The 21,837-nt window shown below is 40.3% G+C and carries 29 protein-coding genes; all 29 read left to right on the top strand.

The annotated features are described in order from the left end of the window. The first annotated feature begins 53 nt into the window (after positions 1-53). The 29 genes from AC3RV6_RS11825 to AC3RV6_RS11685 are packed head-to-tail and all read left to right on the top strand — an operon-like array spanning position 54 to position 21,431. Positions 54-890, top strand: coding sequence for a terminase small subunit (locus tag AC3RV6_RS11825; protein ID WP_489746242.1), 837 nt, complete (start codon positions 54-56; stop codon positions 888-890). Continuing rightward, positions 883-2,190: a PBSX family phage terminase large subunit gene (locus AC3RV6_RS11820; protein ID WP_489746241.1), complete on the top strand. Its 1,308-nt coding sequence runs from the start codon at positions 883-885 to the stop codon at positions 2,188-2,190. The genes AC3RV6_RS11825 and AC3RV6_RS11820 overlap by 8 nt, the downstream gene beginning before the upstream one ends. 3 nt (positions 2,191-2,193) lie before the next feature. Further along, on the top strand, positions 2,194-3,735 hold the full coding sequence (locus tag AC3RV6_RS11815; RefSeq protein WP_489746240.1) for a phage portal protein: 1,542 nt from the start codon (positions 2,194-2,196) through the stop codon (positions 3,733-3,735). After that, the gene (locus tag AC3RV6_RS11810) at positions 3,719-4,630 is read left to right on the top strand and encodes a phage minor head protein (protein WP_489746239.1); all 912 of its coding nucleotides are present in this window, start codon (positions 3,719-3,721) and stop codon (positions 4,628-4,630) included. The genes AC3RV6_RS11815 and AC3RV6_RS11810 overlap by 17 nt, the downstream gene beginning before the upstream one ends. 13 nt (positions 4,631-4,643) lie before the next feature. Beyond that, complete coding sequence (locus AC3RV6_RS11805; RefSeq protein ID WP_489746238.1) at positions 4,644-4,973, top strand: hypothetical protein; 330 nt, start codon at positions 4,644-4,646, stop codon at positions 4,971-4,973. Positions 4,974-4,980: 7 nt separating this feature from the next. Next, the gene (locus AC3RV6_RS11800; RefSeq protein ID WP_489746237.1) at positions 4,981-6,075 is read left to right on the top strand and encodes an XkdF-like putative serine protease domain-containing protein; all 1,095 of its coding nucleotides are present in this window, start codon (positions 4,981-4,983) and stop codon (positions 6,073-6,075) included. A gap of 14 nt (positions 6,076-6,089) precedes the next feature. Further along, positions 6,090-7,013, top strand: a complete 924-nt coding sequence (locus AC3RV6_RS11795; protein ID WP_489746236.1) for a phage major capsid protein — start codon at positions 6,090-6,092, stop codon at positions 7,011-7,013. 4 nt (positions 7,014-7,017) lie between these two features. Beyond that, positions 7,018-7,185, top strand: coding sequence for a YqbF domain-containing protein (locus AC3RV6_RS11790; RefSeq protein ID WP_489746235.1), 168 nt, complete (start codon positions 7,018-7,020; stop codon positions 7,183-7,185). A 3-nt stretch (positions 7,186-7,188) separates the two neighbouring features. Next, positions 7,189-7,572, top strand: coding sequence for a protein YqbG (yqbG, locus tag AC3RV6_RS11785; RefSeq protein WP_489749242.1), 384 nt, complete (start codon positions 7,189-7,191; stop codon positions 7,570-7,572). After that, positions 7,569-7,913 (top strand): DUF3599 family protein, encoded by a 345-nt coding sequence (locus AC3RV6_RS11780; protein WP_489746234.1) that lies wholly within the window; start codon positions 7,569-7,571, stop codon positions 7,911-7,913. The genes yqbG and AC3RV6_RS11780 overlap by 4 nt, the downstream gene beginning before the upstream one ends. After that, the gene (locus AC3RV6_RS11775; RefSeq protein ID WP_489746233.1) at positions 7,910-8,437 is read left to right on the top strand and encodes an HK97 gp10 family phage protein; all 528 of its coding nucleotides are present in this window, start codon (positions 7,910-7,912) and stop codon (positions 8,435-8,437) included. Before AC3RV6_RS11780 ends, AC3RV6_RS11775 begins: the two co-directional genes overlap by 4 nt. Positions 8,438-8,448: 11 nt before the next feature. Next, entirely contained in the window at positions 8,449-8,889 is a 441-nt protein-coding gene (locus AC3RV6_RS11770) for a phage portal protein (protein WP_489746232.1), read from the top strand. After that, complete coding sequence (locus AC3RV6_RS11765) at positions 8,886-9,116, top strand: YqzN/YkzM domain-containing protein (RefSeq protein ID WP_489746231.1); 231 nt, start codon at positions 8,886-8,888, stop codon at positions 9,114-9,116. Before AC3RV6_RS11770 ends, AC3RV6_RS11765 begins: the two co-directional genes overlap by 4 nt. Continuing rightward, positions 9,113-10,474: a phage tail sheath family protein gene (locus AC3RV6_RS11760; protein ID WP_489746230.1), complete on the top strand. Its 1,362-nt coding sequence runs from the start codon at positions 9,113-9,115 to the stop codon at positions 10,472-10,474. The genes AC3RV6_RS11765 and AC3RV6_RS11760 overlap by 4 nt, the downstream gene beginning before the upstream one ends. 18 nt (positions 10,475-10,492) lie before the next feature. Next, the gene (locus AC3RV6_RS11755; RefSeq protein WP_489746229.1) at positions 10,493-10,939 is read left to right on the top strand and encodes a phage tail tube protein; all 447 of its coding nucleotides are present in this window, start codon (positions 10,493-10,495) and stop codon (positions 10,937-10,939) included. 60 nt (positions 10,940-10,999) lie between these two features. After that, positions 11,000-11,488 (top strand): phage tail assembly chaperone, encoded by a 489-nt coding sequence (locus tag AC3RV6_RS11750; RefSeq protein WP_489746228.1) that lies wholly within the window; start codon positions 11,000-11,002, stop codon positions 11,486-11,488. A gap of 41 nt (positions 11,489-11,529) precedes the next feature. Beyond that, positions 11,530-11,670: a hypothetical protein gene (locus tag AC3RV6_RS11745; RefSeq protein ID WP_489746227.1), complete on the top strand. Its 141-nt coding sequence runs from the start codon at positions 11,530-11,532 to the stop codon at positions 11,668-11,670. Positions 11,671-11,690: 20 nt separating this feature from the next. After that, positions 11,691-15,533, top strand: a complete 3,843-nt coding sequence (locus AC3RV6_RS11740) for a phage tail protein (protein WP_489746226.1) — start codon at positions 11,691-11,693, stop codon at positions 15,531-15,533. Beyond that, positions 15,526-15,996, top strand: a complete 471-nt coding sequence (locus AC3RV6_RS11735; RefSeq protein WP_489746225.1) for a hypothetical protein — start codon at positions 15,526-15,528, stop codon at positions 15,994-15,996. Before AC3RV6_RS11740 ends, AC3RV6_RS11735 begins: the two co-directional genes overlap by 8 nt. After that, complete coding sequence (locus tag AC3RV6_RS11730; RefSeq protein WP_489746224.1) at positions 15,989-16,210, top strand: LysM peptidoglycan-binding domain-containing protein; 222 nt, start codon at positions 15,989-15,991, stop codon at positions 16,208-16,210. Before AC3RV6_RS11735 ends, AC3RV6_RS11730 begins: the two co-directional genes overlap by 8 nt. Continuing rightward, complete coding sequence (locus AC3RV6_RS11725) at positions 16,207-17,616, top strand: C40 family peptidase (RefSeq protein ID WP_489746223.1); 1,410 nt, start codon at positions 16,207-16,209, stop codon at positions 17,614-17,616. The genes AC3RV6_RS11730 and AC3RV6_RS11725 overlap by 4 nt, the downstream gene beginning before the upstream one ends. Positions 17,617-17,628: 12 nt before the next feature. Continuing rightward, positions 17,629-17,940, top strand: coding sequence for a DUF2577 domain-containing protein (locus tag AC3RV6_RS11720; protein ID WP_489746222.1), 312 nt, complete (start codon positions 17,629-17,631; stop codon positions 17,938-17,940). A 13-nt stretch (positions 17,941-17,953) separates the two neighbouring features. Beyond that, the gene (locus AC3RV6_RS11715) at positions 17,954-18,379 is read left to right on the top strand and encodes a DUF2634 domain-containing protein (RefSeq protein WP_489746221.1); all 426 of its coding nucleotides are present in this window, start codon (positions 17,954-17,956) and stop codon (positions 18,377-18,379) included. After that, positions 18,379-19,428: a baseplate J/gp47 family protein gene (locus AC3RV6_RS11710; RefSeq protein ID WP_489746220.1), complete on the top strand. Its 1,050-nt coding sequence runs from the start codon at positions 18,379-18,381 to the stop codon at positions 19,426-19,428. The genes AC3RV6_RS11715 and AC3RV6_RS11710 overlap by 1 nt, the downstream gene beginning before the upstream one ends. After that, positions 19,421-19,963: a putative phage tail protein gene (locus AC3RV6_RS11705; protein WP_489746219.1), complete on the top strand. Its 543-nt coding sequence runs from the start codon at positions 19,421-19,423 to the stop codon at positions 19,961-19,963. Before AC3RV6_RS11710 ends, AC3RV6_RS11705 begins: the two co-directional genes overlap by 8 nt. Position 19,964: 1 nt before the next feature. Next, on the top strand, positions 19,965-20,837 hold the full coding sequence (locus AC3RV6_RS11700; RefSeq protein WP_489746218.1) for a phage tail protein: 873 nt from the start codon (positions 19,965-19,967) through the stop codon (positions 20,835-20,837). Positions 20,838-20,853: 16 nt separating this feature from the next. Continuing rightward, positions 20,854-21,132 carry a hypothetical protein gene (locus tag AC3RV6_RS11695; protein WP_489746217.1) on the top strand — a complete coding sequence of 93 codons (279 nt, stop codon included), beginning with the start codon at positions 20,854-20,856 and terminating at the stop codon, positions 21,130-21,132. A 1-nt stretch (position 21,133) separates the two neighbouring features. After that, positions 21,134-21,277 (top strand): hypothetical protein, encoded by a 144-nt coding sequence (locus AC3RV6_RS11690; protein WP_489746216.1) that lies wholly within the window; start codon positions 21,134-21,136, stop codon positions 21,275-21,277. Next, positions 21,270-21,431, top strand: coding sequence for a hypothetical protein (locus AC3RV6_RS11685; RefSeq protein WP_489746215.1), 162 nt, complete (start codon positions 21,270-21,272; stop codon positions 21,429-21,431). The genes AC3RV6_RS11690 and AC3RV6_RS11685 overlap by 8 nt, the downstream gene beginning before the upstream one ends. Positions 21,432-21,837 lie beyond the last annotated feature (406 nt).

The following is a 21,837-nucleotide window of genomic DNA, read 5'->3' as shown; positions in this document are numbered from 1 at the left end:
TTTTAGGGTGCTTTTTCTATGCCTAAAAATAAAGGAGTGAGTGGTGATGTGATGTGCCGAACTGGGAAGAAATTAGAGAAGAATGGGAAACAACGAAAATAACTTTTAAAGCATTGGCTGAAAAGCATGATGTGAAAGAAGGTACGTTGAAGAGTCGAAGAAGTCGTGGAGCTTGGGTAAGAGGTCCATCCAAGAAAGATGCAACTAAAGTGAAAAAGGATGCATCTGTTAAAAAGGTTGCAACCCCTAAAGAGGTCTTTGTAGAGTCGGATGATTTAACCGATAAGCAGAGGCTTTTTTGTATTTACTACATTAAGAGTTTTAACGCTACTATGTCGGCAATAAAAGCGGGGTATGCTCGAAATAGCGCCCACGTCGAAGGAAGTAGGTTGCTAAGAAATGCTAATGTTTCTGGGGAAATCAGAAGACTTAAAGGCGAAATGCAACAAGGCATCTTCATTGACGCAATGGACGTAATAAATAAATACATTCAGATAGCCTTTGCAGACATAACGGACTTCGTAGAGTTTGGTAGCGTTGAGAAATCAGAAAGACACCATGAAACAGGCGAAGTGATGCTTGATGACAACTTCAATCCAATCACATACAAGCAAGGTTTCGTAGACTTTAAAGAATCAGCTGAAGTTGATGGTGGAATCATTTCGGAAGTGAAGTTAGGACGTGATGGTGTAGTGGTCAAACTTGCAGACCGAATGAAAGCTATGGATTTCTTAACTAAACATTTTGATATGGTTCCAGATCACTTCAAGCGTCGTATTGAAGAAGAGAAGTTAAAACTCGCACAACAAAAAGTAGACACAAACAATGATGACAAACCAATTGAAATAATGATTCGACGTAAAGAAAAAAGGGTGTCGGCCAATGATTGATAAAGAGGTCAGTCCACACTTTGATGATTTTCTTTTTAATTGGGATCAATACTTTCAATTCCTTGTTGGTGGATACGGTAGCGGAAAATCCTACCACGTCGCATTAAAAATTATCATTAAACTACTTGAAGAAAAACGTACTGCTCTTGTCGTTCGTGAAGTCTATGACACTCATCGAGATTCAACATTCTCGTTATTCGAAGAGATCATTGCAGACATGGATTTAACCGGACGTATTAGGGCAGTGACTTCTCCTATGCAGATAAGATTCCCGAATGGTAGCAAGATAATTTTTAAAGGAATGGACAAGCCTGAAAAGCTGAAATCAGTAAACAACGTTTCATTGATTTGGGCAGAAGAAGGCAGCGAAGTTAAGTATGCTGGGTTTAAAGAATTAATTGGACGTATGCGGCATCCTTCATTGGATCTCCATATGATAGTTTCAACTAATCCGGTGGCACAAGACAACTGGACGTACACACACTTCTTTAAAGATGAAGAGAACAAAACGTTTACCTTAGATGATGCTGAACTTTATGAAAAGCGTGAGTTAGTGGTCGGGAATACTTATTACCACCATTCAACAGCAGAAGACAATTACTTTTTACCGCAAAGTTACATTGACCAACTAGAAGATATGAAAAACTATGACCCAGACCTTTACCGTGTAGCGCGAAAGGGTCAATTTGGCGTTAGCGGAACTAAGGTATTGCCACAATTCGAAGAAATGGAACATGAATCAGTAATGAATGCTATACGCGCAATCAACAAGCCGATGGAGCGTGTAGGCATGGACTTTGGTTTCGTGGATTCGTTTAATGCTGTATTGCGAATGGTCGTAGACCTAGAAAAGCATTACCTCTATATCTATTGGGAGTATTACAAAAATGGTAAAACAGATGATGCAACGGTTGAGGATTTGAAAGAATTTAAAGATAGCGGAGAAAGGATCATAGCTGATTCCGCTGAACCAAAAACAATTCAATATTTTAGACAACAAGAGTTCAAGATGTATGGTGCTCATAAATTTCCTGGTTCACGATTGGCAAACACGAAAAAAATGAAGCGATTCAAAAAGATAATCTGTTCAGACGCTTGTCCGAATACTATTAGGGAAATGAAAAAACTAACATACAAGCAGAACAAGCTTGGAAACAATATTCTTGACGAATTCAATATTGACCCCCACACATTTGAAGCCATTTGGTACGGCTTGGATGGCTACGAAGTCGCTGACTTAAAAGAGGAAGCGCAGCAAAGACGCTCGAAAACGCAAAGAGCAAAAGGGAGGAGGAGATAGTAAATGTCAGGACAAACAGTAAGAGCAAGGGTAATCAAAGCATCTGTTTCGACAGAAACTAAACAAATTTATAAAGATGATTTCGCTAATGCTTACGGTGATATCATCGAACCACCATACAATCTAAAAGAATTAATGCTAATCGGTGAATACTCCTCCATCTTACAACAATGCGTAGATGCTTACAAAACGAACATTGTTGGTTTTGGTGTTGAAGCGGAACACAAACTGGATATCAATTCAGAAGAAATTAAGGATGCAGTGAAAGAAAAAGCTGAAAATGAATACACATTACTTGATGAATTCATTCGCTATCTTAACTTGGATGAATCTCCTGAAGTTGTTCTTGGTTATGTCATTGACGATAAAGAAAAGACGGGGAACGGGTACTTGGAAATCTTGAGAGACGGTAAAGGTAATCCTGTAGGAATTGAATACGTTGATTCGCAGTACATGAGGATATGTAAGAAAACCGTTCCAGAAGAGGTTGAGTATACAATTTATGAAGGCGGCGTTGAAAAGAAAGTTAAACGGTGGAAACGATTCAGAAAGTATGTGCAGCTCATTGATGAAAAGAAAGTTTTCTTCAAAGAATATGGGGATCCGCGCATTATGAATCTTGCTACTGGAAAGTTTGACGATAGTACACCGGATAATTTACGAGCTACTGAAATATTTCATTTTAAAATCGGTTCAGAAACATACGGAAAGCCTCGATGGATTGGTAATTTAATCAGTTTGTATGGTGCTAGAAAAGCTGAAGAACTAAACCTTATGTATTTCAAGAATGGACGGCATATTCCCGCAGCTATCACAGTGAGCAATGGAAAGCTTGATGATGCATCATACGAAGCGTTGCAAGGATATATGAATGACTTGCAAGGTACTGACAACGCCCATAAGTTTCTGCTGCTTGAAGCTATGGGAACTGTTGAAGAAAAGATGATAAATGGTGACGAAAAGGTCACGCCGGTAAAGGTTGAAATTAAATCATTGGCCGAGGTTTTACAGCAAGATGCTTTATTCCTTGAATATGATGAAAATACCAGGAAGAAAATACGCTCATCGTTTCGGTTACCGCCACTTTATACTGGCGAAGCACAAGATTTTTCCCGTGCATCAGCTGATACTGCTCGTAAAGTAACTGAGGAACAGGTATTTCAACCGGAGAGAAAGACGCTTGCAAGAACGCTGAACGCTATGTTTTTGGAGCCGTTAAAATTCAAATATGTGAAGTTGTCCGTTAAAGGTGCTGATTTTCATGATCCTGTTGAGATTGCCAAGGTTCTTACACCGTTTATTCAAGCGGGGGCAGTTGCTCCTAACGACTTAAGGGATTTGTTGGGCCAAGTGTTAGGGAAAAGAATTGAACCATTTAGTGATGAATACAACGTTCCCATTCAGATGCTTGTCGGTGCGCAACCTACTAATCCGCTTGATAGTTTGTTGAATATCCAGAAATCGAACGGTGAACAAGGTGATTTAATCGACATACTGAAAGATTTACGTGATGTATTGGAGCATAGCCATGAACAAGACCGATAGATTACTTCGAAATATTAGTCTTTTCATTCAAAAAGCCGAAGAGGATGAAGAAAGTTTAATTGATTCGCTTCCTGATGCACCAGAACTTGAAGAAATTCCGGTATTGGTTGAAGAGTTCGAAAAAATGACCGCGAAACTGCTTAGACGGCAACGTAAACTGTTTCTTGATGAACTTAAAGCGTTCATTACAAAAGATGATTCTGAGACACTGGAAGCAATGTTGAACTACTTTCAAAATGATTTGTTCGCAGCCGATGAATTTGCAATATTGTTCGGAGTAGAAGCGGCAGCGTTCCTAAAGAACACGACTGAAAGCTTGTCGAAAATCATCATGGAGTCAATTGATAAAGATGTTGCGTTTAATGTACTTTCCAAGCGTACTACCGACTGGATTAAATCGTGGTCAGAGGAATTGGCGGAAATAATGAAGCTTAGTACGCATGCGGCGATTGAGAGAGAATTGATTGCGGCGATTAAAGCTGGTGAATCAATTGCTCAGGTGGAATTGAGATTGAAAGGTATGCCTGAGTTTGATAGAAAGCGTGCAAGGGCGGTTGCAAGAACTGAAGTACTTACCGCTTCATCTAGGGCGAACTTTGAATCGTTTTCTCAATCCCCCGCTGTTGTCGGCAAGAAGTGGAAACATAGTGGATTTGCAAAGATTAAACCACGTTTATCACATGTTGCAATGGATGGCGTAGAAATCGGTGTGGATGAATACTTTGAAATTGATGGTGAAGAGGGTTTGTATCCTCGTGACCCGTCTTTTTCAGCGTCAAATAGGGTGAATTGCGGTTGTGCAATGGGACCAGTTGTTGATGAGAAAATCATTGGTTTATCAAAAGAGGAAAAAGAAGCTATTCGGCAGGAAGTTCTTGATGAATTAAATGCATAGGAGGTAGAGAAATATGGACTACACACGTTCAATCGGAGAATCATATGAATCGTTTGAAGGTACACCGGAAGAAATTGCAAAGCTGATTAATTCAATTGACAGGCAACCTAAAAAACCATTCTTTAGTGTGCCCGTGATAATGAATTCGATAGCTAATTCTACAGGTTTGATTGGTAACTTGGCTCTGGGAAATGTGGGAATCGACATCCATAAGCCCGTTTTCGAAAAAGAAGTGGCAAGAAATACTGGGAGACTAATGAGTCATAAAGCTACAGACATCCTTGGTTGCTCTTGTGGCGTCAACGGTTGTGAGTTATACAAAGACTCATCTGAAAGGGGGTGAATAATTAATGACAAGAGAACTTATTAACGCACAAATTACTCACGTTTCATACGTTGACAAAGGCGCAAACCAAAAACGTTTCTTCCTAACAAAATCTGCTAATGAGCCAACATTTCAAAAAGAAGTGAAGGTATTCGTCAATAAAGAAGATGCTGAACAGAAACTTGTATATGGCGTTGTGTATGAACCTGATGTAGAAGACTCTCATAAAGATTTCATGACAGCTACTGAAATAGAGAAGGCGGCACACGGGTTTTTGAAAGATGCACGCAATATCGACACCCAACACGATTTTGAAGCTGGCGTTGGCGAAGTAGTTGAATCATACATTGCTCCTGCAGATATAACGATTGGTGAAGAAGTCATAACAAAAGGTTCATGGGTACTTGTAACAAAGGCATCTGATGAAATTTGGGAAGCAATCCGAAAAGGCGATTACACCGGATATTCATTAGCTGGAACAGCCGAAACAATTGAGAAAAAAAGCGAAGAGCCAACTGCCGAATCGGAAAACGATGAGGAAAAGGGGCTTTTTAATTTGCTTAAGAACTTTTTCGGCGGAAAAACGGACGTTGAAAAAGGTGTGGTCGCTGATAAATATAATAAGGACCGTAGGCGTCGGGAGTTTTGGGCGGCACAAGATGCGTTGAACAGCGTGATTATGAATTGGGATAGTAACTACAACAGTACTGTGGAAACTGACTCGACTAAAATAAGAGAAGCGCTTCAGGACTTTGTTGATATCGCCCAGGAAGTTCTTATTGAAGAAGACATAGCAAAAGCGGTGGGAACGCCACCAGAAGGAGATGAGAGCGAAATGAAAAAAGAAGATATTGAAATAATGTTAGATGAAAAACTAGCACCAATCACTAAAAAGCTTGAAGGATTTGAAAAGGAAGAAGACAGTGGTTCAGATGATGAACCAACACCTGAAGAAACACTCATGAAGCAATTTGGTGAGGTTCTGGATGAAAAGTTAGGACCAATCAACGAGCGACTTGAAACTGTTGAAAAGTCTCGCGGTATATCTAAACAAGGCGATTCAGACGGCAATCAAGAAGACGTGACAAAATCAGATAACATTTGGGCGGGTTTACTATAAAAGGGGGCAATAAAATGAAAAATCAACAAATTATTGAAAAAGCAGAAATGTCACTTGCGACATTAGCAAGTGGCGGTTTAATGAATTCAGGACAAGCTGATCAGTTTATTCGCATGGTTCAAGATGCACCTACGATTTTGAAAAATGCTCGCGTAGAGCAGATGACTTCAGACTCACAAAAATTCGAGAAAATCGGGTTTGGTCAACGTATTTTGCGACCAGGTGAAGAAGGTAAAGTTTTAGCTGATGGTGATCGCGCAGTTCCGTCGACAAGCACAGTAACGCTTAATGCTAAAGAAGTTATTGCAGAAGTTCATATTACTTATGACACGCTTGAGAACAACATAGAAAAAGGCGGATTACAAAATACTATCATGTCTATGATAGCTGAACGTGCGGCTCTTGATATGGAGGAATTACTGTTAAATGGTGATACATCGTCACTAGATACCTACCTTGCATTGATGGATGGATTACGTAAGCAAGCTGTATCCCACGTTGTAGATCACGCTAGTGGAGCATTTGCCCGTGACGTATTCAAGAAGGCTTACAAAGCTGTTCCGTCCAAATATCTTCGTAGTCCACAAGATTTCAGATTCTACACTTCGCCAGGCTTAGAGGTTGAATGGAAAGACTTAAATGCTGACCGTCAAACAATGCTTGGTGATGCATCACTTGAAGGTCGTCTTGCTTCTGCATTTGGTGTTCCTATTCGAAGCGTTGCGACACTACAACCTTATGATGAATTAAGTACAGATGTATCAGATATCCTTCTTACACACCCGAAAAATATAATTTTAGGTATTAGCCGTAACATTCGAATTGAAGTAGACAAAGATATTCGTGCACGTAAATTCATCATTGTTTTAACTACTAAACTTGATGGTAAATTCGAAGAAGAAGATGCGGTTTCTAAAGTAATCAAAGTGAAGGAGTGATTTCATGTATATCGCAGTTCTAATTAAAGGCGAAACGTATGATGTGATGGGTCACGTATTTAAGCGAGGTCAAGAAACGGAAGTCCCTAAAGAGGTATACGATTATTTGGCAGGAAATGTTCAATTCGAACTCAAGAGACCTCCGAAAGTTACTAAAAAAGAAAAGGAGTGATTAATCGTGTCTATTACTCCGCAAGAATTAAAGGGTTATTCGGTTTTTGAAGATGTCATCGAACGATCTGATACATTACTCGAAATGGACATTCTGGAAGCCGAAACGTATATCAAAGGAAAGCTGAAGAAGTCACTTAGTGATTTCATTCCTTTGTCAGAAAAATTAAGGCTCGCATTGTTGAAGGTAGCGCAGTATTTTGCGCTCGTTAACAGTGACGAGTCTATTGTTAAGGGTTACAAGTCTGAAAAGATGGGTGATTACTCATACACCTTGTCAGATGGCTCTATCATGTCGATTCCAGACGTTTCTGGACTACTTGCTGATTACATTGAAAAGGAAGTACCGAGCGGTGGTAATCTATTTTTAAGGATTAGAGCGCTATGAGTTACAAGAAATTACTAACTCATAGATGTGATATCTATCACCTTAAAAGTCGTGAAGTTATCGGAGCATTTGGAGTTCCCGCTGGAACAGAATTTTATTATGATGATGAGCCGGATGTTGCTAGTGTACGGAGCTATTTCACAGAAAAGAATCAATCTGTATTTCAGACTGCACCAGCCAATGTCATTACAGAATCGTTTCTTGTTCACTTCTTGCCGAAAGTCGATGTAAGAATCAACAGTAAAGTTGTTTGGGATGGAGTTACTTACAAAACGCAAATGCCTAGAAAGATAAAGAATCATCATCAAGAAGTTACAGTTTCGAGGAGTGAAAATCTATGAAGTTTGAAATAGATGGTCTAGAAGCATTTGCCAAAGCGTTAGATGATGCGGCTAATGGTGATTTGCAAGCTGAATATACTTTGTGGCTTGAAGCGATGGGCTTTGAGTTCCTTGATTTAATACAAGATGAAATCATTAGGACCGGGACAGTCGAGACTAGAAGGCTCTTAAATTCGTTCGGTAAAGGAACAGCGTCGTCGAATTTAGCCACTAAAAGTAGTGATCATGTTTGGGAAATGCACGAAGGTAATCTGTCTTTACTCGTAGGCACAAACGTTGAGTATGCCTGGTACGTAAATGACGGCCATTGGACGAATAAGCAAGGTGTTGCAACTAGATGGGTTCCAGGCGTCTGGAAAGGTACCCGTTTCGAATACACTCCAGGTGCAGAAACCGGCATGATGCTAAAGCAGAAATGGGTTGAAGGGTCTCATTATTGGGATAACGCATTCGCTATGTTTGAAAAGATGTTCGAGAAAAGCTTAGATCGTCGCTTACAAGAATGGATTGACAAAACTTTCTAGGAGGTGGTCCATTGAATCTAGAAGTTGGTTCAATCATGTCTTATTTCTATAGAATATTTCCTGTAAAGGTGTATACAAAAGAGGAGCCTGAAAATTTTGTGGTACCTTCAATGTATTTCCCTACACCATTCTCTTTCGATGGAAACGACACGAATATGACGTTTATGAAAACTTACAGTCTGTCGATTAAGTTGTTTCACACAAGCCCTCAGCTTGCCTTTGCAGAGGCTGAACGTATTGCCGATACTATAAGGCGGAAAAAGATGCTTGTGCCGATGGTTAATGAGGATGGCGGTCCAACAAAAGGTCATATTAGACTTAGAAGAATTGAAGAACGCATTACTGATGGTGTTGCATCGATTGTGGTGAGTTGGGATAGTCGCTACCACTATGACCGCGATGATTATATTGCATTAGAAAATATTCAGTTTGATAATGGGGTGAAAAAATGACAAATGAAAATAAGGTCAAGAAAGAGGTTCCTGTTGAAAAGGAATCTCTTTTTTATATCCATCAATTAAGAGAACATAGCCGAGAACTGTTTGGTGTTAAGCCGGAAGTGTTAGATGGTGTATTTAAAAGTTATAAAAGTAACCAAATCAACAAGACAGAAGCCAAGAGCATGATTGATGCATTTTTGTGTAAAAAGGTTAGAAATAAAAAGGGGGTTAAAAAATGAATGGCGGAACTTTTACATTAGGACAAGAAAAAGAACGCGCTGGTATCTATTTCCGATTTACATCAGCGGCGAAAAAGCGCTTATTAGCTGGTGAACGTGGTACGGCGGCTTTACCATTCGTTTTGGATTGGGGACCATCTAAACAGTTTATTGAAATCACAAAGGATAGCGATATTAAGAAAAAGTTGGGGTTAGAAGCAGATGACCCATCACTATTATTACTTAATGAAGCTAGAAAACGTGCGAAAGTCGTTAAATTGTACCGCGTGAACGAAGGAGTAAAGGCGACTATTGTAATTTCAATAGGTGTAAGTGCGACTGCTAAATACGGTGGCGAACGTGGAAATAACATTTTAATCAAGATTTCTGAAAACGTGGTAGATCCACTCAAAAAGGATGTCATCACACACCTTAACAATCGGCCTGTTTCACGCCAAACAGTTTTAGCTACAAATTTAGGCGGTTTAGAAAGTAATGATTGGGTGGATTTCACAGGTACGGGCGCACTTACTGATACTGCAGGATTAAGTTTAATCGGCGGAACAAATTCAGACCCAACAAACTTAGATTACCTGGACTACCTAGAAGCGGCAGAACTCGAATTCTTCGATTCTATCGGTCTACCAATTGTTGAGGGTGAAGATGAAGCGGAAATGCTTAAGACAACATTTGTTGGATTTATTAAGCGTATTCGGGACGAGCAAGGAGTCAAGGTTACAGGGGTTGTTGCGAATCATCCTGGGGACTTTGAAGGCATTATCAACGTAACGAATGGTGCGACTTTACCAGGACGACAATTAACAGCTGCCGAAACAGTAGCATGGGTTACTGGTGCTCAGTCTGCTGCATCTGTTGCTCAATCACTTACATTCGTTGATTATGATGAAGCAGTTGGCGTATTCCCAGAGTTTGACAATGATGAGATTATTGAACGACTCGGCAAAGGTGAATTTATGCTGACATATGATCCGCGCGACAAAGAAGTGTCAGTTGAAGCTGATATTAACTCATTGACTTCGCTTACTGAAGATAAAAATGAGAAGTTTCAGCATAACAAATTCATTCGAATCATTGATGCTATCAATAATGACGTGTCGCGAGAGTTAAAACGCACAATTAAAGAATTGAAAAATAAAGGTAAGGATATCCCTGCTGAAGCTGACGGTGAACAAATCGTTAGAACGCTTGTAACTATCTACATGAACGAGTTACAAGATGGTAAAGCTATCAAGAATTTCGATTCATCAGAAGACATCAATATATCTGTTACCGAAAAGGGTGACGGTTTTTTAATTGGCATCGGTGTCCAAGACGTTCAATCCGCAGAGAAATTCTACTTTGATGTAGTTGCTAAATAAGAAAAGGAGTGATAAAGCATGTCATTTAGAGCGCAAAATACCATTAGTGGTAAAGAAGGACGTTTATTCCTCGATGGTGAGGAATTAGCTTACATCAAAACATATGAAGCAACAATTGAAAAGAATAAGAGTGAAGTGAATATTATGGGCCGTCGAATGACCGGTCATAAAACGACTGGCGCAAGCGGAACCGGCACAGCCACTTTCTACAAAGTGACTTCTCGCTTTATCAAGATCATGGTTGATTACGTGAAAACAGGCAAAGATCCTTACTTTACTTTGCAATCAGTATTAGATGACGCAAGTTCAGGACGAGGCACGGAGCGTGTCACTCTGTTTGAAGTTAACTTTGATAGTGCGAAAGTAGCCGGTCTTGATGTTGATTCAGAAGCACTTGAAGAAGAGGTTCCATTCACTTTTGAGGACATTGATATGCCGGAAGAATTGAGTGAAACATTTAGTTAACTAAAAAGAGCGATTCGTTTCGCTCTTTTTTACATACCAAAACAAAAGGGAGAGATTTATATGACAAATAAAAATAATGATGTAGAAGAAATTGAAGAAGTTGAATTATCAGAAGTGGTAAATGATTTATCGTTTTTCATGCCCGGAGCGGCGGAAGAGATTGAGGAAGTGACACGCTTGGTTTCAAAGCGGTTTAAAGATGCAAAAGGAAAGTTAATTCCATTTCATTTTAAACCTATTACAACAACTAGAATCGACGAACTAGAAAAGCTATGTATAGAAGCCGTTTATAGCGGAACACGCAGAAAGAAAACGGGAGAAAAGCTAAATAATGCGAGGTTCATGGCGCATATCGCAGTAGAATCCACAATTTTTCCTGATTTCAAATCGGCTGAATTACGAAAAGCATATGGCGAACATGATCCAATCGAAGTAGCGAAGAAAATGCTTCATATTGGCGGAGAATATTCTGAATGGCTTAATAATTCCAGTGAAATCAATGGTTTCGATGACTCTATCGAAGAGTTGGAAGAAGCGGCAAAAAACTAATAAAGGATGGGGATAAAGAAGCAGTCTACCTTTACTACGCGATGATTGAATTGCAATATTCCCCGTCCGAATTAAAAGAATTATACGAAGCACCGAAGCACTTTAAAGCGTTATTGTACGGAAACATCGGATACAAATTAGAACAACTTGAAAAAGAAGCGAAAGAAGCGAATAAAAAGTAATAGAAAGGAGGTGCAAATGCATGGCTAAACTAACTGCTAGATTCGATATTCAAGACAAAATATCAAAAAAGTTAAGAGTAATTCGTGGTGAAATCGACTCATTAAACAAGGCGAGGGAAAGAGCGAATAAACCTCTCACAATGATAATGCGAGCAAGGGATAACGCCACGAAGATACTTAAGAAGTTGCATATGTTTGTCCTAAAAGATATCGCGAAAACGCACACAGTTGCCGTGAAGGTTAAAGATGGAGCAACGAAAACACTTACTTCTATATCAAGTTTTATGAAACGTAGAATGCCGAGGACTCATGCGTTATTTGTCTCGGCTAAAGACAGAGCGACGCCTGTTTTGAGAAGGATAGGAGAGTTCGTTCAAAGAAATATTGCGCGAACGCAATTAATGACTATACTAGCGACTGACAGAGCAACGCCTGTTATTCGCAGAGTTGGAAACTTTGCAAGGTCAACATTATCAAGAGGTTATAACTTCACGGTTCGAGGAATTGATATGGCAAGTCGGATTATCGGGAGAGTCTCTTCTTATGCCGTGACCGCTATTCCGAGAGTAAGGACGTTCACCATTCGAGCGATTAATATGGCATCAAATGTAATCGGAACGGTTAAAAAAGCACTCTTTTCAATACCTACATTAATTACGGTGACGCTTGCTGCGGTGGGCTTAGGAAAGTTGAAAGAATCTACTGTTGGAGCGGCGATGAAGTTTGAAGATTACGGCGTAGCTATGAATCACTGGCTAAGGGGAGACAAAAAGGCCTCTGCTGACTTAATGGACTGGATGGGAAAAAAGGCGGATAAAACGCCATTTAGTTCTCCTGATATATTTCCAGCTATGTCAGGGGCGGTTGCGTTATCCGGCAATGATCCCGCGAGCATCAAGCGCTTAACGAGTGCTGCTATTGATATGGCTGCGCTGTCTGGCGGACGACATACAGTGGATGACGCAATGCAGGCATTGACTATGGCTAAAATGGGTAACTTTGTAATGATGAAAGGTTTTGGGATGCAAATCACCAAAAAAGATTACAATAAAATGGGTTGGGAAGGATTCCAAGACCATGTGGAGGGTGTTTTCAAAGGCGGTGCGGAAGCGTTATCTAAAACCTCTAGTGGTATCCTAGCAACATTAAAAGGATATCGGGGTTCTCTTTTGCGGGCTATAGGAGACGGCTTTTTAGGCCCAATGAAGCCCCGACTCGATTCGATTAATAAGTGGCTTGAAAACAACCAAGAAACTTGGGGTCGCTGGAAAAAAGTCGTAAACAAGCATGGAGAAGAAGCTTCAGAGTATGTCTTTTCAAAGCTAGAAAACGGATTTAATCATATAAGGTCACAGTACTTGGACAATAAAGATTTTATGGACCTTGATTTTGAGGGGAAAATAAAATTCATTTCGGAAGACATTGGACAGTGGTGGAACTCTAAAGGGATGCCGGCACTAAATGGTTGGTGGGATAGCTCAGGGAAACCTTGGGCTGAAAAAATCGGCTTGTTCATGGGGAAGTCAATTTTTGCTGGAATAGTTTTAGGTGTAAAAGAAGGTGGTAAAGCACTAGGTAGTATGTGGGGCGATGCACTTAAAAAGCCTAGCCTAGAAAGTCTTGGCGGAGCAGGCATTGCTACATTACTAGCGGTGTCAATAGCGAGTTTAGTGCTAAGTCCATTGATTACGGCAGTCGGCCTAATGGCGAAAGGTGTTAAAGGTGCAGTAGGTGCGGGAAAGAAAATAAAAGGATTTTTTAATAAAGGTCCAACTAGTACTCCTATGGTTTCAGGAACTGGAAAGCCGGTTAAACCAATTAAGCCAGTAAAGCCAGTTTATACGATGCCATGGACCAATAAAGGTAGCAAAGCGCCAACGAGTCCAATGCCGAATGTTAAAGATACCGGTAAGTTAGCGAAAGGTTTTTCTAGACTAGGAAAACTAGGGAAAGGTATACCTGTACTTGGAATCGGGTCGCTTTTAGGCGCACTAGCCATCGGAACATCTAGTAAAGAGGAAAAACCCGGTGCCGTCGGTGGTGTTGCTGGCGGTTTAGTAGGAGTGACAGTGGGTGCGGCGCTTGGTTCTGTCGTCCCGGTGGTCGGAACAGCAATCGGCGGAATTATCGGCGGTGTTGTTGGATCTATGGGTGGAGAAGCAATCGGGGATTGGCTAGGTGAAAATTGGGCATCAATCAAAAAAGGCGCATCCGAAACCAGCAAGTCAATTAGTGAAAAGTTTAAAAGTGCAAGTAGCACGGCGAAAGAGAAATGGAAATCTGTTTCTGAATGGTTTGGGAAATCTGTTTGGAAACCCATATCTGTAAGTGCGAGTGATGCAGCTAAGTTAATTGGTGGTAAATTATCTGCTTGGTTCATGAGGTTTGTATGGGAACCGATATCAAAAGGTGCGGCAATAGCTGTTGGTTGGATTAAAGGGAAATGGAAAACTTTAAGCACTTGGTTTTCTAGCAAAATATGGACTCCTATTTCGAACGGAGCTAGTACTGCTATAGGCTGGATTAAAGACAAATGGAATTCAATCACTAGTTGGTTTAGCAACAATATTTGGACTCCGTTTTCGAATGGGTTTAGTACAGCATTAAATTTCATTGTAGGTTTATACGACATCGCGGAACAAGCGGTGAAACTTGTTTGGGGAGTTATTTCGACGTGGTTTAACGACAATGTGTGGAAGCCACTGAAGATGGCGGCGGGCATCGCTTGGGATTGGATTACCACTAAAATTTCTAATACTTGGACAGCCATTACAGTGTTGTGGGGCATGGCTGTTAGTTGGTTTAACGATACAATATGGACTCCATTAGTAACATTGGCTGGATTAGCTTGGGTCTTAATAACAAGCAAGATTTCCGATGCGTGGTTAGATATTACTACTATTTGGGGCATGGCGGCTATGTGGTTCCAAGAAAATATTTGGACCCCACTAGTAACATTGGCTGGGATTGCTTGGCTTGCAATATCTTCATTTGTTACCAACTCTTGGACAGCCATTACAGTGTTGTGGGGCATGGCTGTTGGTTGGTTCGAGGAATCTGTTTGGGCACCAATAAAAATCGGTGCTGAATTATTAAGTGCGTGGATTGGTGAAAAGTTTACGGAAGGTTGGAATACTGTCACTGCTTTATGGGGCGTAGCAGCTTCTTACTTTGAGGAAAACATTTGGAATCCGATTAAAGCGGGAGCGGCATTAGTTGAAGAGTCGATTGTAGGAGCGTTTAGAAATGCTTGGGAATATGTTTCCGGCATCTTTAAAAAGCTGGGTGATACCTGGGATAAAATAAAAGATTGGGGTAGTACTGGTGCTGGTTGGGTCGGCACGGCTGTCGATTACGTAGTCAAAAGGGGTGCTGAAAGGCGCGGGCAAGGGCAAGCCCCTACTTATGCCGCAGGTACAAACTTTCACCCTGGAGGACCTGCGATTCTTGGTGATGGCGGTGGTCCCGAATTATATCGTTATCCAAACGGTGGAATGGGATTGTCACCAGGTACAGATACACTCATGAATTTACCACGCGGCACAGAAGTTTTGTCGCATAAAAAAACGGTGAAATTCTTTAATCCAACACCCGCTTATGCTGATGGTATTGGATTTAATGGCGGAGTACCAGAAAAAGTGAATTTATCGAATGAACAAGTGGCTGCTGTATCAACATCAAAAAGCAACGGTAAAAAATCAGTTGTCAGCGGTATTCGTGATGTTATTGTGCAAATCATTGGCGAAAGCCACTACCATGACGACATGGACGCTGAAAAGGTCGGAAAAGTAGCGGTTGCGGCAGTTAAAAAGCAATTAGAAGATGAATATTTCGAAGGTGGGGAGATGGTTGTAGATGGCTAAAAGTATCTTTGAAATATGGCTTTCATTCGGGAATGGCGCTGAAAAGTTGCGCCTTCCCGTTTTGCCTGCAATTTTAGATATAAGTAACGAATCAAAGAACGAAAGCGTTGATATTGCTAAACTTGGAGAAGTTACAATTATTCAAGATCCAACGGCTAAAGGATTTAGCTTCACGTCTCATTTCCCTCCTAATGAATCGTCTATCACTGAATATGTAGGGTTTAAGATGCCGTGGCGATTTGTACAGGATATTGAGCGGTGGAAACGTACTCGTAGACCTATTCGTTTTATAGTTACAGGAACGCCGATTAATTATCCAGTCTCAATAGAGTCATTTACTTATCGCGAAGGTGAGGGTGATATCAAGGATTTATATTACGATATCACCTTAAAGGAGTATCTTTTCGTGACCGTTAGAAAGATAGATTTGAAAAAGCCAGTGCCTGAAAAAGCCAGTGCCTGAAAAAGCGAGACCTGATCCAAAGCCGGTTGCCAAGACGCATGTTGTTAAAAAAGGTGACACGCTTTGGGCAATCGCAAAAGTGGTCTATAAAAACAGTCTTGAATGGAAAAAGATTTGGAATGCGAATAAAGATATGCTCGTAAAAAGAGATAAGCGTAACGTAAAGCAACCCGGGCACTGGATTTTTCCCGGACAGGTGTTGATACTTCCATGATTGAGCTGTTTTTAGTCAAACCAACACATATGCTTGAAATTCCAACGGAATCTATCACATGGTCAGGCAAAAGATATCACGCGGCTAGAAAAATTGACGCAAGAATCCTATACACAGGAGGAGGCAGTCGCCAAATAGTCAATGTTGATGAGGGTGACACACTTCTTTTTAAGTGGCGCGGCAGCGAATTGTTTCGAGGGACGGTCTTTAATCGTTCGCGGAATAAAAGCGGAATGCTTACGTTAACCGCTTACGACATGCTTCAATCTTTCTTGCTTAACAAAGATGTGTATGATTTTTCTGGAAAACGATTGGATGAAGTCTTGCTGCGTATGTGCAAAGACTTCGAAGTCCCTTTTAATGCTTTTGCAAATACTGGACACGTGATTAAGGATTTGTTGATTGATTCCGAAACTCCTTTATACGACATAGCGCTCAGAGCCATGATTGATACGCATAAAGCGTCAAAAAGAAAGTTTGATATTTCTTCACGCTTAGGGAAGGTCCGTCTAACCGAATTAAAACCGCAAGACGTGCAATGGGTGCTTGAAGTTGGTGGAAATATCATTGATTATAATTACGATACAACGATAGAAGAAACTGCTACACGTGTGAAATTGGTATCTGGTGAAGGTAAAGAAACGGTTACTGCGACAGTAGTAGACGAAGCCGGGAAGAAGAAATTCGGCGTACTGCAACATTATGAAAACATTTCTGAAACTCTAAATAGAAATGCATTGACGAAAAAAGCGCAAGAAATTCTTGCGAAGAAAAAAGGAGTTAAAACAAAGCTTGATGTAGAAACTTTAGGTATCTCGTCATTAACAAGCGGTGGTGCTGTTTATGCAATCATCGATGACATCCGCATTAAAAGAAGTTATTTTATAGATGATGATACCCATATATTTCATGGGAATAAGCACACGATGAATTTGCAATTGATAGAAACAAATGATTTTCCGGAAATGGAAGAATTGCAAAAGAAGGAAGTTGCATCGACAAGCTCCTCTGCCAAAGCTTCATTAAAAGCGCAAGAAGCTGTCACTATAGCTAATAGTTACAAAGGACGCCTGAAATATAATTTTGGAGGAAAAAATATTCCCGGTGGATCTGGTGATTGTTCTGGGTTTACTTACTTTGTTTATAACCGCGTTGGCGTAAATATTGGACATGGTACTAGTACGCAATTAGCTAAAGGGAAGAAAATTGTGAAAAAGGATGCTCAACCGGGCGATTTAGTCTTCTTCAAAGGGACTTATCGGGCGGGTGTTTCGCATGTTGGCATTGTGACGCGTCCTGGCTATTGTGTAAGTCTTGCGTCCAGTGGTTGTAAAGAGCACGGCTATTTAACAGGCAATGATTCCTATTGGGGACCTAAGTTCATGCAAATTAAGCGGGTGTTATAAAGGGGGATTAGAATGACGTTAAGTAACACGATTAAACAAATTGCTGTGGGAGTTAATGGAGCGAGCGGACCTGTTCGATTGATGGATGCAGATGTTATTTCGGATTCCCCTCTGCGTATTCGATTGACGAAAAATAACAAGTTAGTTCTGCCGAAAGAACGATTTATCATTCCTGAAAAACTAACAAACTACGAAGTGATGGTGCAAACGCCCAGAGGAATAGAAGCGCATACAATCATGAATGCCTTGAAAACAGGAGATAAAATAGTTGTTTTAACAATCCAGGGCGGTGGTACCTATTATGTACTGGATCGTAAAGGATAAGGGGTGAAGACACGTGGCTCTATCGCCTGAAATAGAAATGCCTGAAAATACAGATGAAATGATCATAACTGAAATACTTGAATTAAAAACGTATCGTTTTGATTTTGAAACAAAGCGATTAACGAGCGAATTGATTAGTGGTTTAGAAGCAATCAAGCAATTCGTTATGATGGAGCTACAAATAACGAGATACGCACACGCTATTTACTCACCAGATACCGGGAATGAGCTAACGTCATTGATTACTGACGAAGAAACGACGATTGCCTATAAAGTAGTAGAAATTGAACGCTTAGTAACAGAATCCTTGATTTATGACCCAAGAATTGATTCGGTTCATGATTTTGAAATCGAACATAAAGAGAGCGCTTTTCATGTTCGATTTACAGTAGCAACAGTACTAGGAGAAATTGAAATCAGGGAGGAGTTATCAGCCTGATGTTTGAACAACATACATTTGAAAAAATATTACAAGAAATGATAGATAAAACAGGGCAAGAGTTTGACGTGAGTGAGACATCGCCTATTTATGCGGCATATGCAATGAGTGCGGCACAAACGGCTAAGTTTTACCGGTCATTAGATAGGGTTCAAGAACTAGGCTTTGCTTCGACAAGTGAGGATGAATACTTAGAAAAGAGGACATCCGAAATGGGTGTTTTCTTCAATCCTGCTGTTACATCAATAAGAAGAGGGCAATTTAATGTGACTGTTCCGGTCGGGAGTCGATTTTATGTTCAGGATCTTCATTTTGTTGTTATCAGCAATGATAGAAGTATTCAATTGCAATGTGAAACTCCTGGCGTTATTGGGAATTCAATACCGACAGGTACAGAAATGCTTCCGCTTGAAAATGTTAATGGATTAGAAACGGCGATTCTCGGAGAAATCATTATTCCGGGTTCTGAAAAAGAGTCGGACGGCTCTTTATTTGTGAGATACCAGGAGAAGGTCGTTGAACCTGCTACAAGTGGCAACAAGGCCCATTATATTGAATGGATGCGCGAAATAGATGGAGTTGGTGTGGTTAAGGTATTTTCCAACTGGGATGGAGCAGATACAGTAAAAGTGGTTGTCGTCGATACAGATTATTTACCTGCATCAGCTGAATTGGTTGGAATTGCTCAAACAGAACTCGATCCAATACCAGGTCAAGGTGAAGGAAGAGCACCTGTCGGGGCGTTTGTGACTGTAGTCAGTGCTATTCCTGCCGTTATGAACGTAATAGCGCATGTAGAAATACTACCTTCAACGACTCTTGGTATTGTAAAAACGGAGTTTGAAAAAGTGTTCGCGGAACATTTGAAGACAATTGCATTTCAAGAAGGTGTTGAACCGATTATCCGACAGAGGGTGGTCGGTTCTTTGCTGTTGAATATTCCGGGAGTTACAGATTACGGCAACTTATTTATTAACGAGCAGACCGAAAACGTCACTTTGGGAGATAGCGAAACACCAGTTGTCGGGCAGGTGACATTCAATGTTTAATCAAGAAGAAATGCTCTTGGAATTACCAACTGTACTTCGGCAGTCACCAGACTTTCGAGAAATGGCGCGTGTACAAGGTATTATTTATGATCGGCTCGAAAGCGATATTGATGATGTGTTAAATCAGTTTTTTATTGATGATGCAACTTGGGGTCTTTCAATTAAGGAACAGGAATTTAAGATTCCGACAGATGTCAACAAGCCATATGACCAACGTCGTTCAGTATTGAAAGCGAAAATACGAGGGATTGGAACAGTCAGCGCAAGCATGATTAAAAGTGTAGCTGAATCCTTTCAGCATGGATCAGTAGATGCTAGAGCAATTAAAAATGAATCCAAAATCTTAATTACATTTAATGATATCTTCGGTATCCCTCCGAACTTGGAGGATATTAAGGATGCGATTCGAAAAATATTACCCGCTCACAGGATTGTTGATTTTGAATTCAGATTTTTACTTATAAGAGAAGTCGAAGCAATGACGCTTTCCGAATTAGAATCTACGCCATTAAATAAATTTGCAGGAGGTGCTTAATTTGGCCAGTAATACAAGCCGTTTAGATTTATTAAAGAAAGATCCTATTGTTGATGGGAGCAATACATTTAATATTAAGACGATGCTCAACGACAACTGGGACAAGTTAGATAAAATTACTGCGTTAATCGATCCTATAACGGGAAAGTTATTACCAGGACAAGAAAACCCGGTTGACGTATCAGCGATCGAGCTACAATTGACCGATATTGAAAACTCCATAGGCAATTTACCAAGTTTAGAAACAGATGTGAAGTCGAATTTAGTAGCTGCAATCAACGAGGTTAAGCGAGCACTTGCGACGCATTTGGCGGAAAGTGCGTCTACTACAACTAAAGGGCATGTGCAGCTCAACAACACTGTAACAAGCACCTTAACGACACAAGCAGCAACAGCTAACGCAGTAAAAACAGCAATGGACAGAGCAGACGCGGCTTTTACGTCAGCCAGTGACGGTAAGGCGGCAATTAAGAGCGCTGTTACTGGCGTTGATCCTACGGTTACAATACCACTTGATCCGACGTTCGCAGAATTAGCGTCAGGGATTGGGCAGATTAGTACGGGTAAGAAGTGGGCGAGTGGAAATATCGTAGGCGAATTTGGCGCTCATTCGGTAGAGGCCGTAATTGGAAATATCACAGGATTACAATTTATTCCGAAAATAATTATAACTAAATTTATGTACACCGTTTACACGGATGTTAGATACGGGGTAAGTGTGTGTGTTATAGGAAAGAATGGAAGTTGGACAACACAGGGATCAACAGCGCTTGTAATTTCAAAGATTGAACCGACACAAAACGAATTTAAGTTATCGGGAACGACTTCCACAGGTGTGACATATAAAAACATTGATTGGTATGCGTTCGAATAAAGAAAGGGATGATAAATTGAAAACACTAATTATTTACGACAACGAAGGTTACATCATATCAACAATGCAAGGACAACCGTCTCCAAGAAATCCAATCGGAGTACCTTTTCTAAACGTAGAGATTCCAGAAGGTAAACGTATTAAAATAACGGATGGAATCGGCGTGGATGTATCAGTAACACCGAATGAAGTTATTTTAGAGGATATTCCACCGAGTGAAATTGACACGTTACGAAACGATTTAAACGAAGCCATTATGGAGTTATCAATGGCAATAGCGATGGGAGGAATGTAATATGTTTAACAAAAAAAGCATAGTCGCTAAAACGTGGGCGAACGCAGTTTTGAAAGGAGATAAAACACTTGAAGAAGTGCCTAATCTATCTAATCTTGTTGCTGTCGTTACTGAAATTATCGAGGAGGCGGAAGTCAATGTTTAATGAAAAAAGTATTGTTGTTCGTACTTGGTTTGGCGCTGTTATGTCAGGAGTTTATCCTTATTTCATGGTTCCTAAATTATCAAATTTACGTGAAGAAGTAGGAAAGAAACTAACTGAAATTGGATATGATATTGAAAATGAGGACGCAGCATAAGCTAGCGTTATTTTTTATGTTGAAAAAATAATACGATTTGGACCTTGACTTTGTTACTAGAAATTTCTAGACTATTAATAGCAATACTTTTAATAAGTATGCCGCAGATATGGGTTCGAGTCCTGTACCCCTCGCCAAATCTATAAACATTGCTCTGAGTAGCGAGTATTGGATATTTGGTATTTTTATTGCCAATCTTTCATCAATCGCTATGACGAAATCATGGGAATCCTTTTCTAAAGACACTAAGGAGATGATTGTAATTTCAATGTTTACTATTACTACACTGCTGATAACCTTTGCGGCTTCCGAGGGGTTAGTTTAATTGGTAAAACGGTTCATATAGGAAACCAAGGTTATCAGCAAACCAAATCATCATTTCGATATGATGATTTTTTTTATTGTT

The organism is Sporosarcina sp. So3-204 (assembly GCF_058068165.1).
This window is presented reverse-complemented; position numbering and strand designations above follow the sequence as displayed.

Bases quoted from the DNA above. Each gene is read 5' to 3' on its own strand.
- AC3RV6_RS11725 (WP_489746223.1), top strand. From the start codon at position 16,207: ATGATTGAGCTGTTTTTAGTCAAACCAACACATATGCTTGAAATTCCA.
- AC3RV6_RS11720 (WP_489746222.1), top strand. From the start codon at position 17,629: ATGACGTTAAGTAACACGATTAAACAAATTGCTGTGGGAGTTAATGGA.
- AC3RV6_RS11790 (WP_489746235.1), top strand. From the start codon at position 7,018: ATGTATATCGCAGTTCTAATTAAAGGCGAAACGTATGATGTGATGGGT.
- AC3RV6_RS11780 (WP_489746234.1), top strand. From the start codon at position 7,569: ATGAGTTACAAGAAATTACTAACTCATAGATGTGATATCTATCACCTT.
- AC3RV6_RS11760 (WP_489746230.1), top strand. From the start codon at position 9,113: ATGAATGGCGGAACTTTTACATTAGGACAAGAAAAAGAACGCGCTGGT.
- AC3RV6_RS11800 (WP_489746237.1), top strand. From the start codon at position 4,981: ATGACAAGAGAACTTATTAACGCACAAATTACTCACGTTTCATACGTT.
- AC3RV6_RS11810 (WP_489746239.1), top strand. From the start codon at position 3,719: ATGAACAAGACCGATAGATTACTTCGAAATATTAGTCTTTTCATTCAA.
- AC3RV6_RS11765 (WP_489746231.1), top strand. From the start codon at position 8,886: ATGACAAATGAAAATAAGGTCAAGAAAGAGGTTCCTGTTGAAAAGGAA.
- AC3RV6_RS11685 (WP_489746215.1), top strand. From the start codon at position 21,270: ATGTTTAATGAAAAAAGTATTGTTGTTCGTACTTGGTTTGGCGCTGTT.
- AC3RV6_RS11815 (WP_489746240.1), top strand. From the start codon at position 2,194: ATGTCAGGACAAACAGTAAGAGCAAGGGTAATCAAAGCATCTGTTTCG.
- AC3RV6_RS11795 (WP_489746236.1), top strand. From the start codon at position 6,090: ATGAAAAATCAACAAATTATTGAAAAAGCAGAAATGTCACTTGCGACA.
- AC3RV6_RS11820 (WP_489746241.1), top strand. From the start codon at position 883: ATGATTGATAAAGAGGTCAGTCCACACTTTGATGATTTTCTTTTTAAT.
- AC3RV6_RS11740 (WP_489746226.1), top strand. From the start codon at position 11,691: ATGGCTAAACTAACTGCTAGATTCGATATTCAAGACAAAATATCAAAA.
- AC3RV6_RS11805 (WP_489746238.1), top strand. From the start codon at position 4,644: ATGGACTACACACGTTCAATCGGAGAATCATATGAATCGTTTGAAGGT.
- AC3RV6_RS11775 (WP_489746233.1), top strand. From the start codon at position 7,910: ATGAAGTTTGAAATAGATGGTCTAGAAGCATTTGCCAAAGCGTTAGAT.
- AC3RV6_RS11735 (WP_489746225.1), top strand. From the start codon at position 15,526: ATGGCTAAAAGTATCTTTGAAATATGGCTTTCATTCGGGAATGGCGCT.
- AC3RV6_RS11710 (WP_489746220.1), top strand. From the start codon at position 18,379: ATGTTTGAACAACATACATTTGAAAAAATATTACAAGAAATGATAGAT.
- AC3RV6_RS11750 (WP_489746228.1), top strand. From the start codon at position 11,000: ATGACAAATAAAAATAATGATGTAGAAGAAATTGAAGAAGTTGAATTA.
- AC3RV6_RS11690 (WP_489746216.1), top strand. From the start codon at position 21,134: ATGTTTAACAAAAAAAGCATAGTCGCTAAAACGTGGGCGAACGCAGTT.
- AC3RV6_RS11755 (WP_489746229.1), top strand. From the start codon at position 10,493: ATGTCATTTAGAGCGCAAAATACCATTAGTGGTAAAGAAGGACGTTTA.
- AC3RV6_RS11705 (WP_489746219.1), top strand. From the start codon at position 19,421: ATGTTTAATCAAGAAGAAATGCTCTTGGAATTACCAACTGTACTTCGG.
- AC3RV6_RS11745 (WP_489746227.1), top strand. From the start codon at position 11,530: ATGATTGAATTGCAATATTCCCCGTCCGAATTAAAAGAATTATACGAA.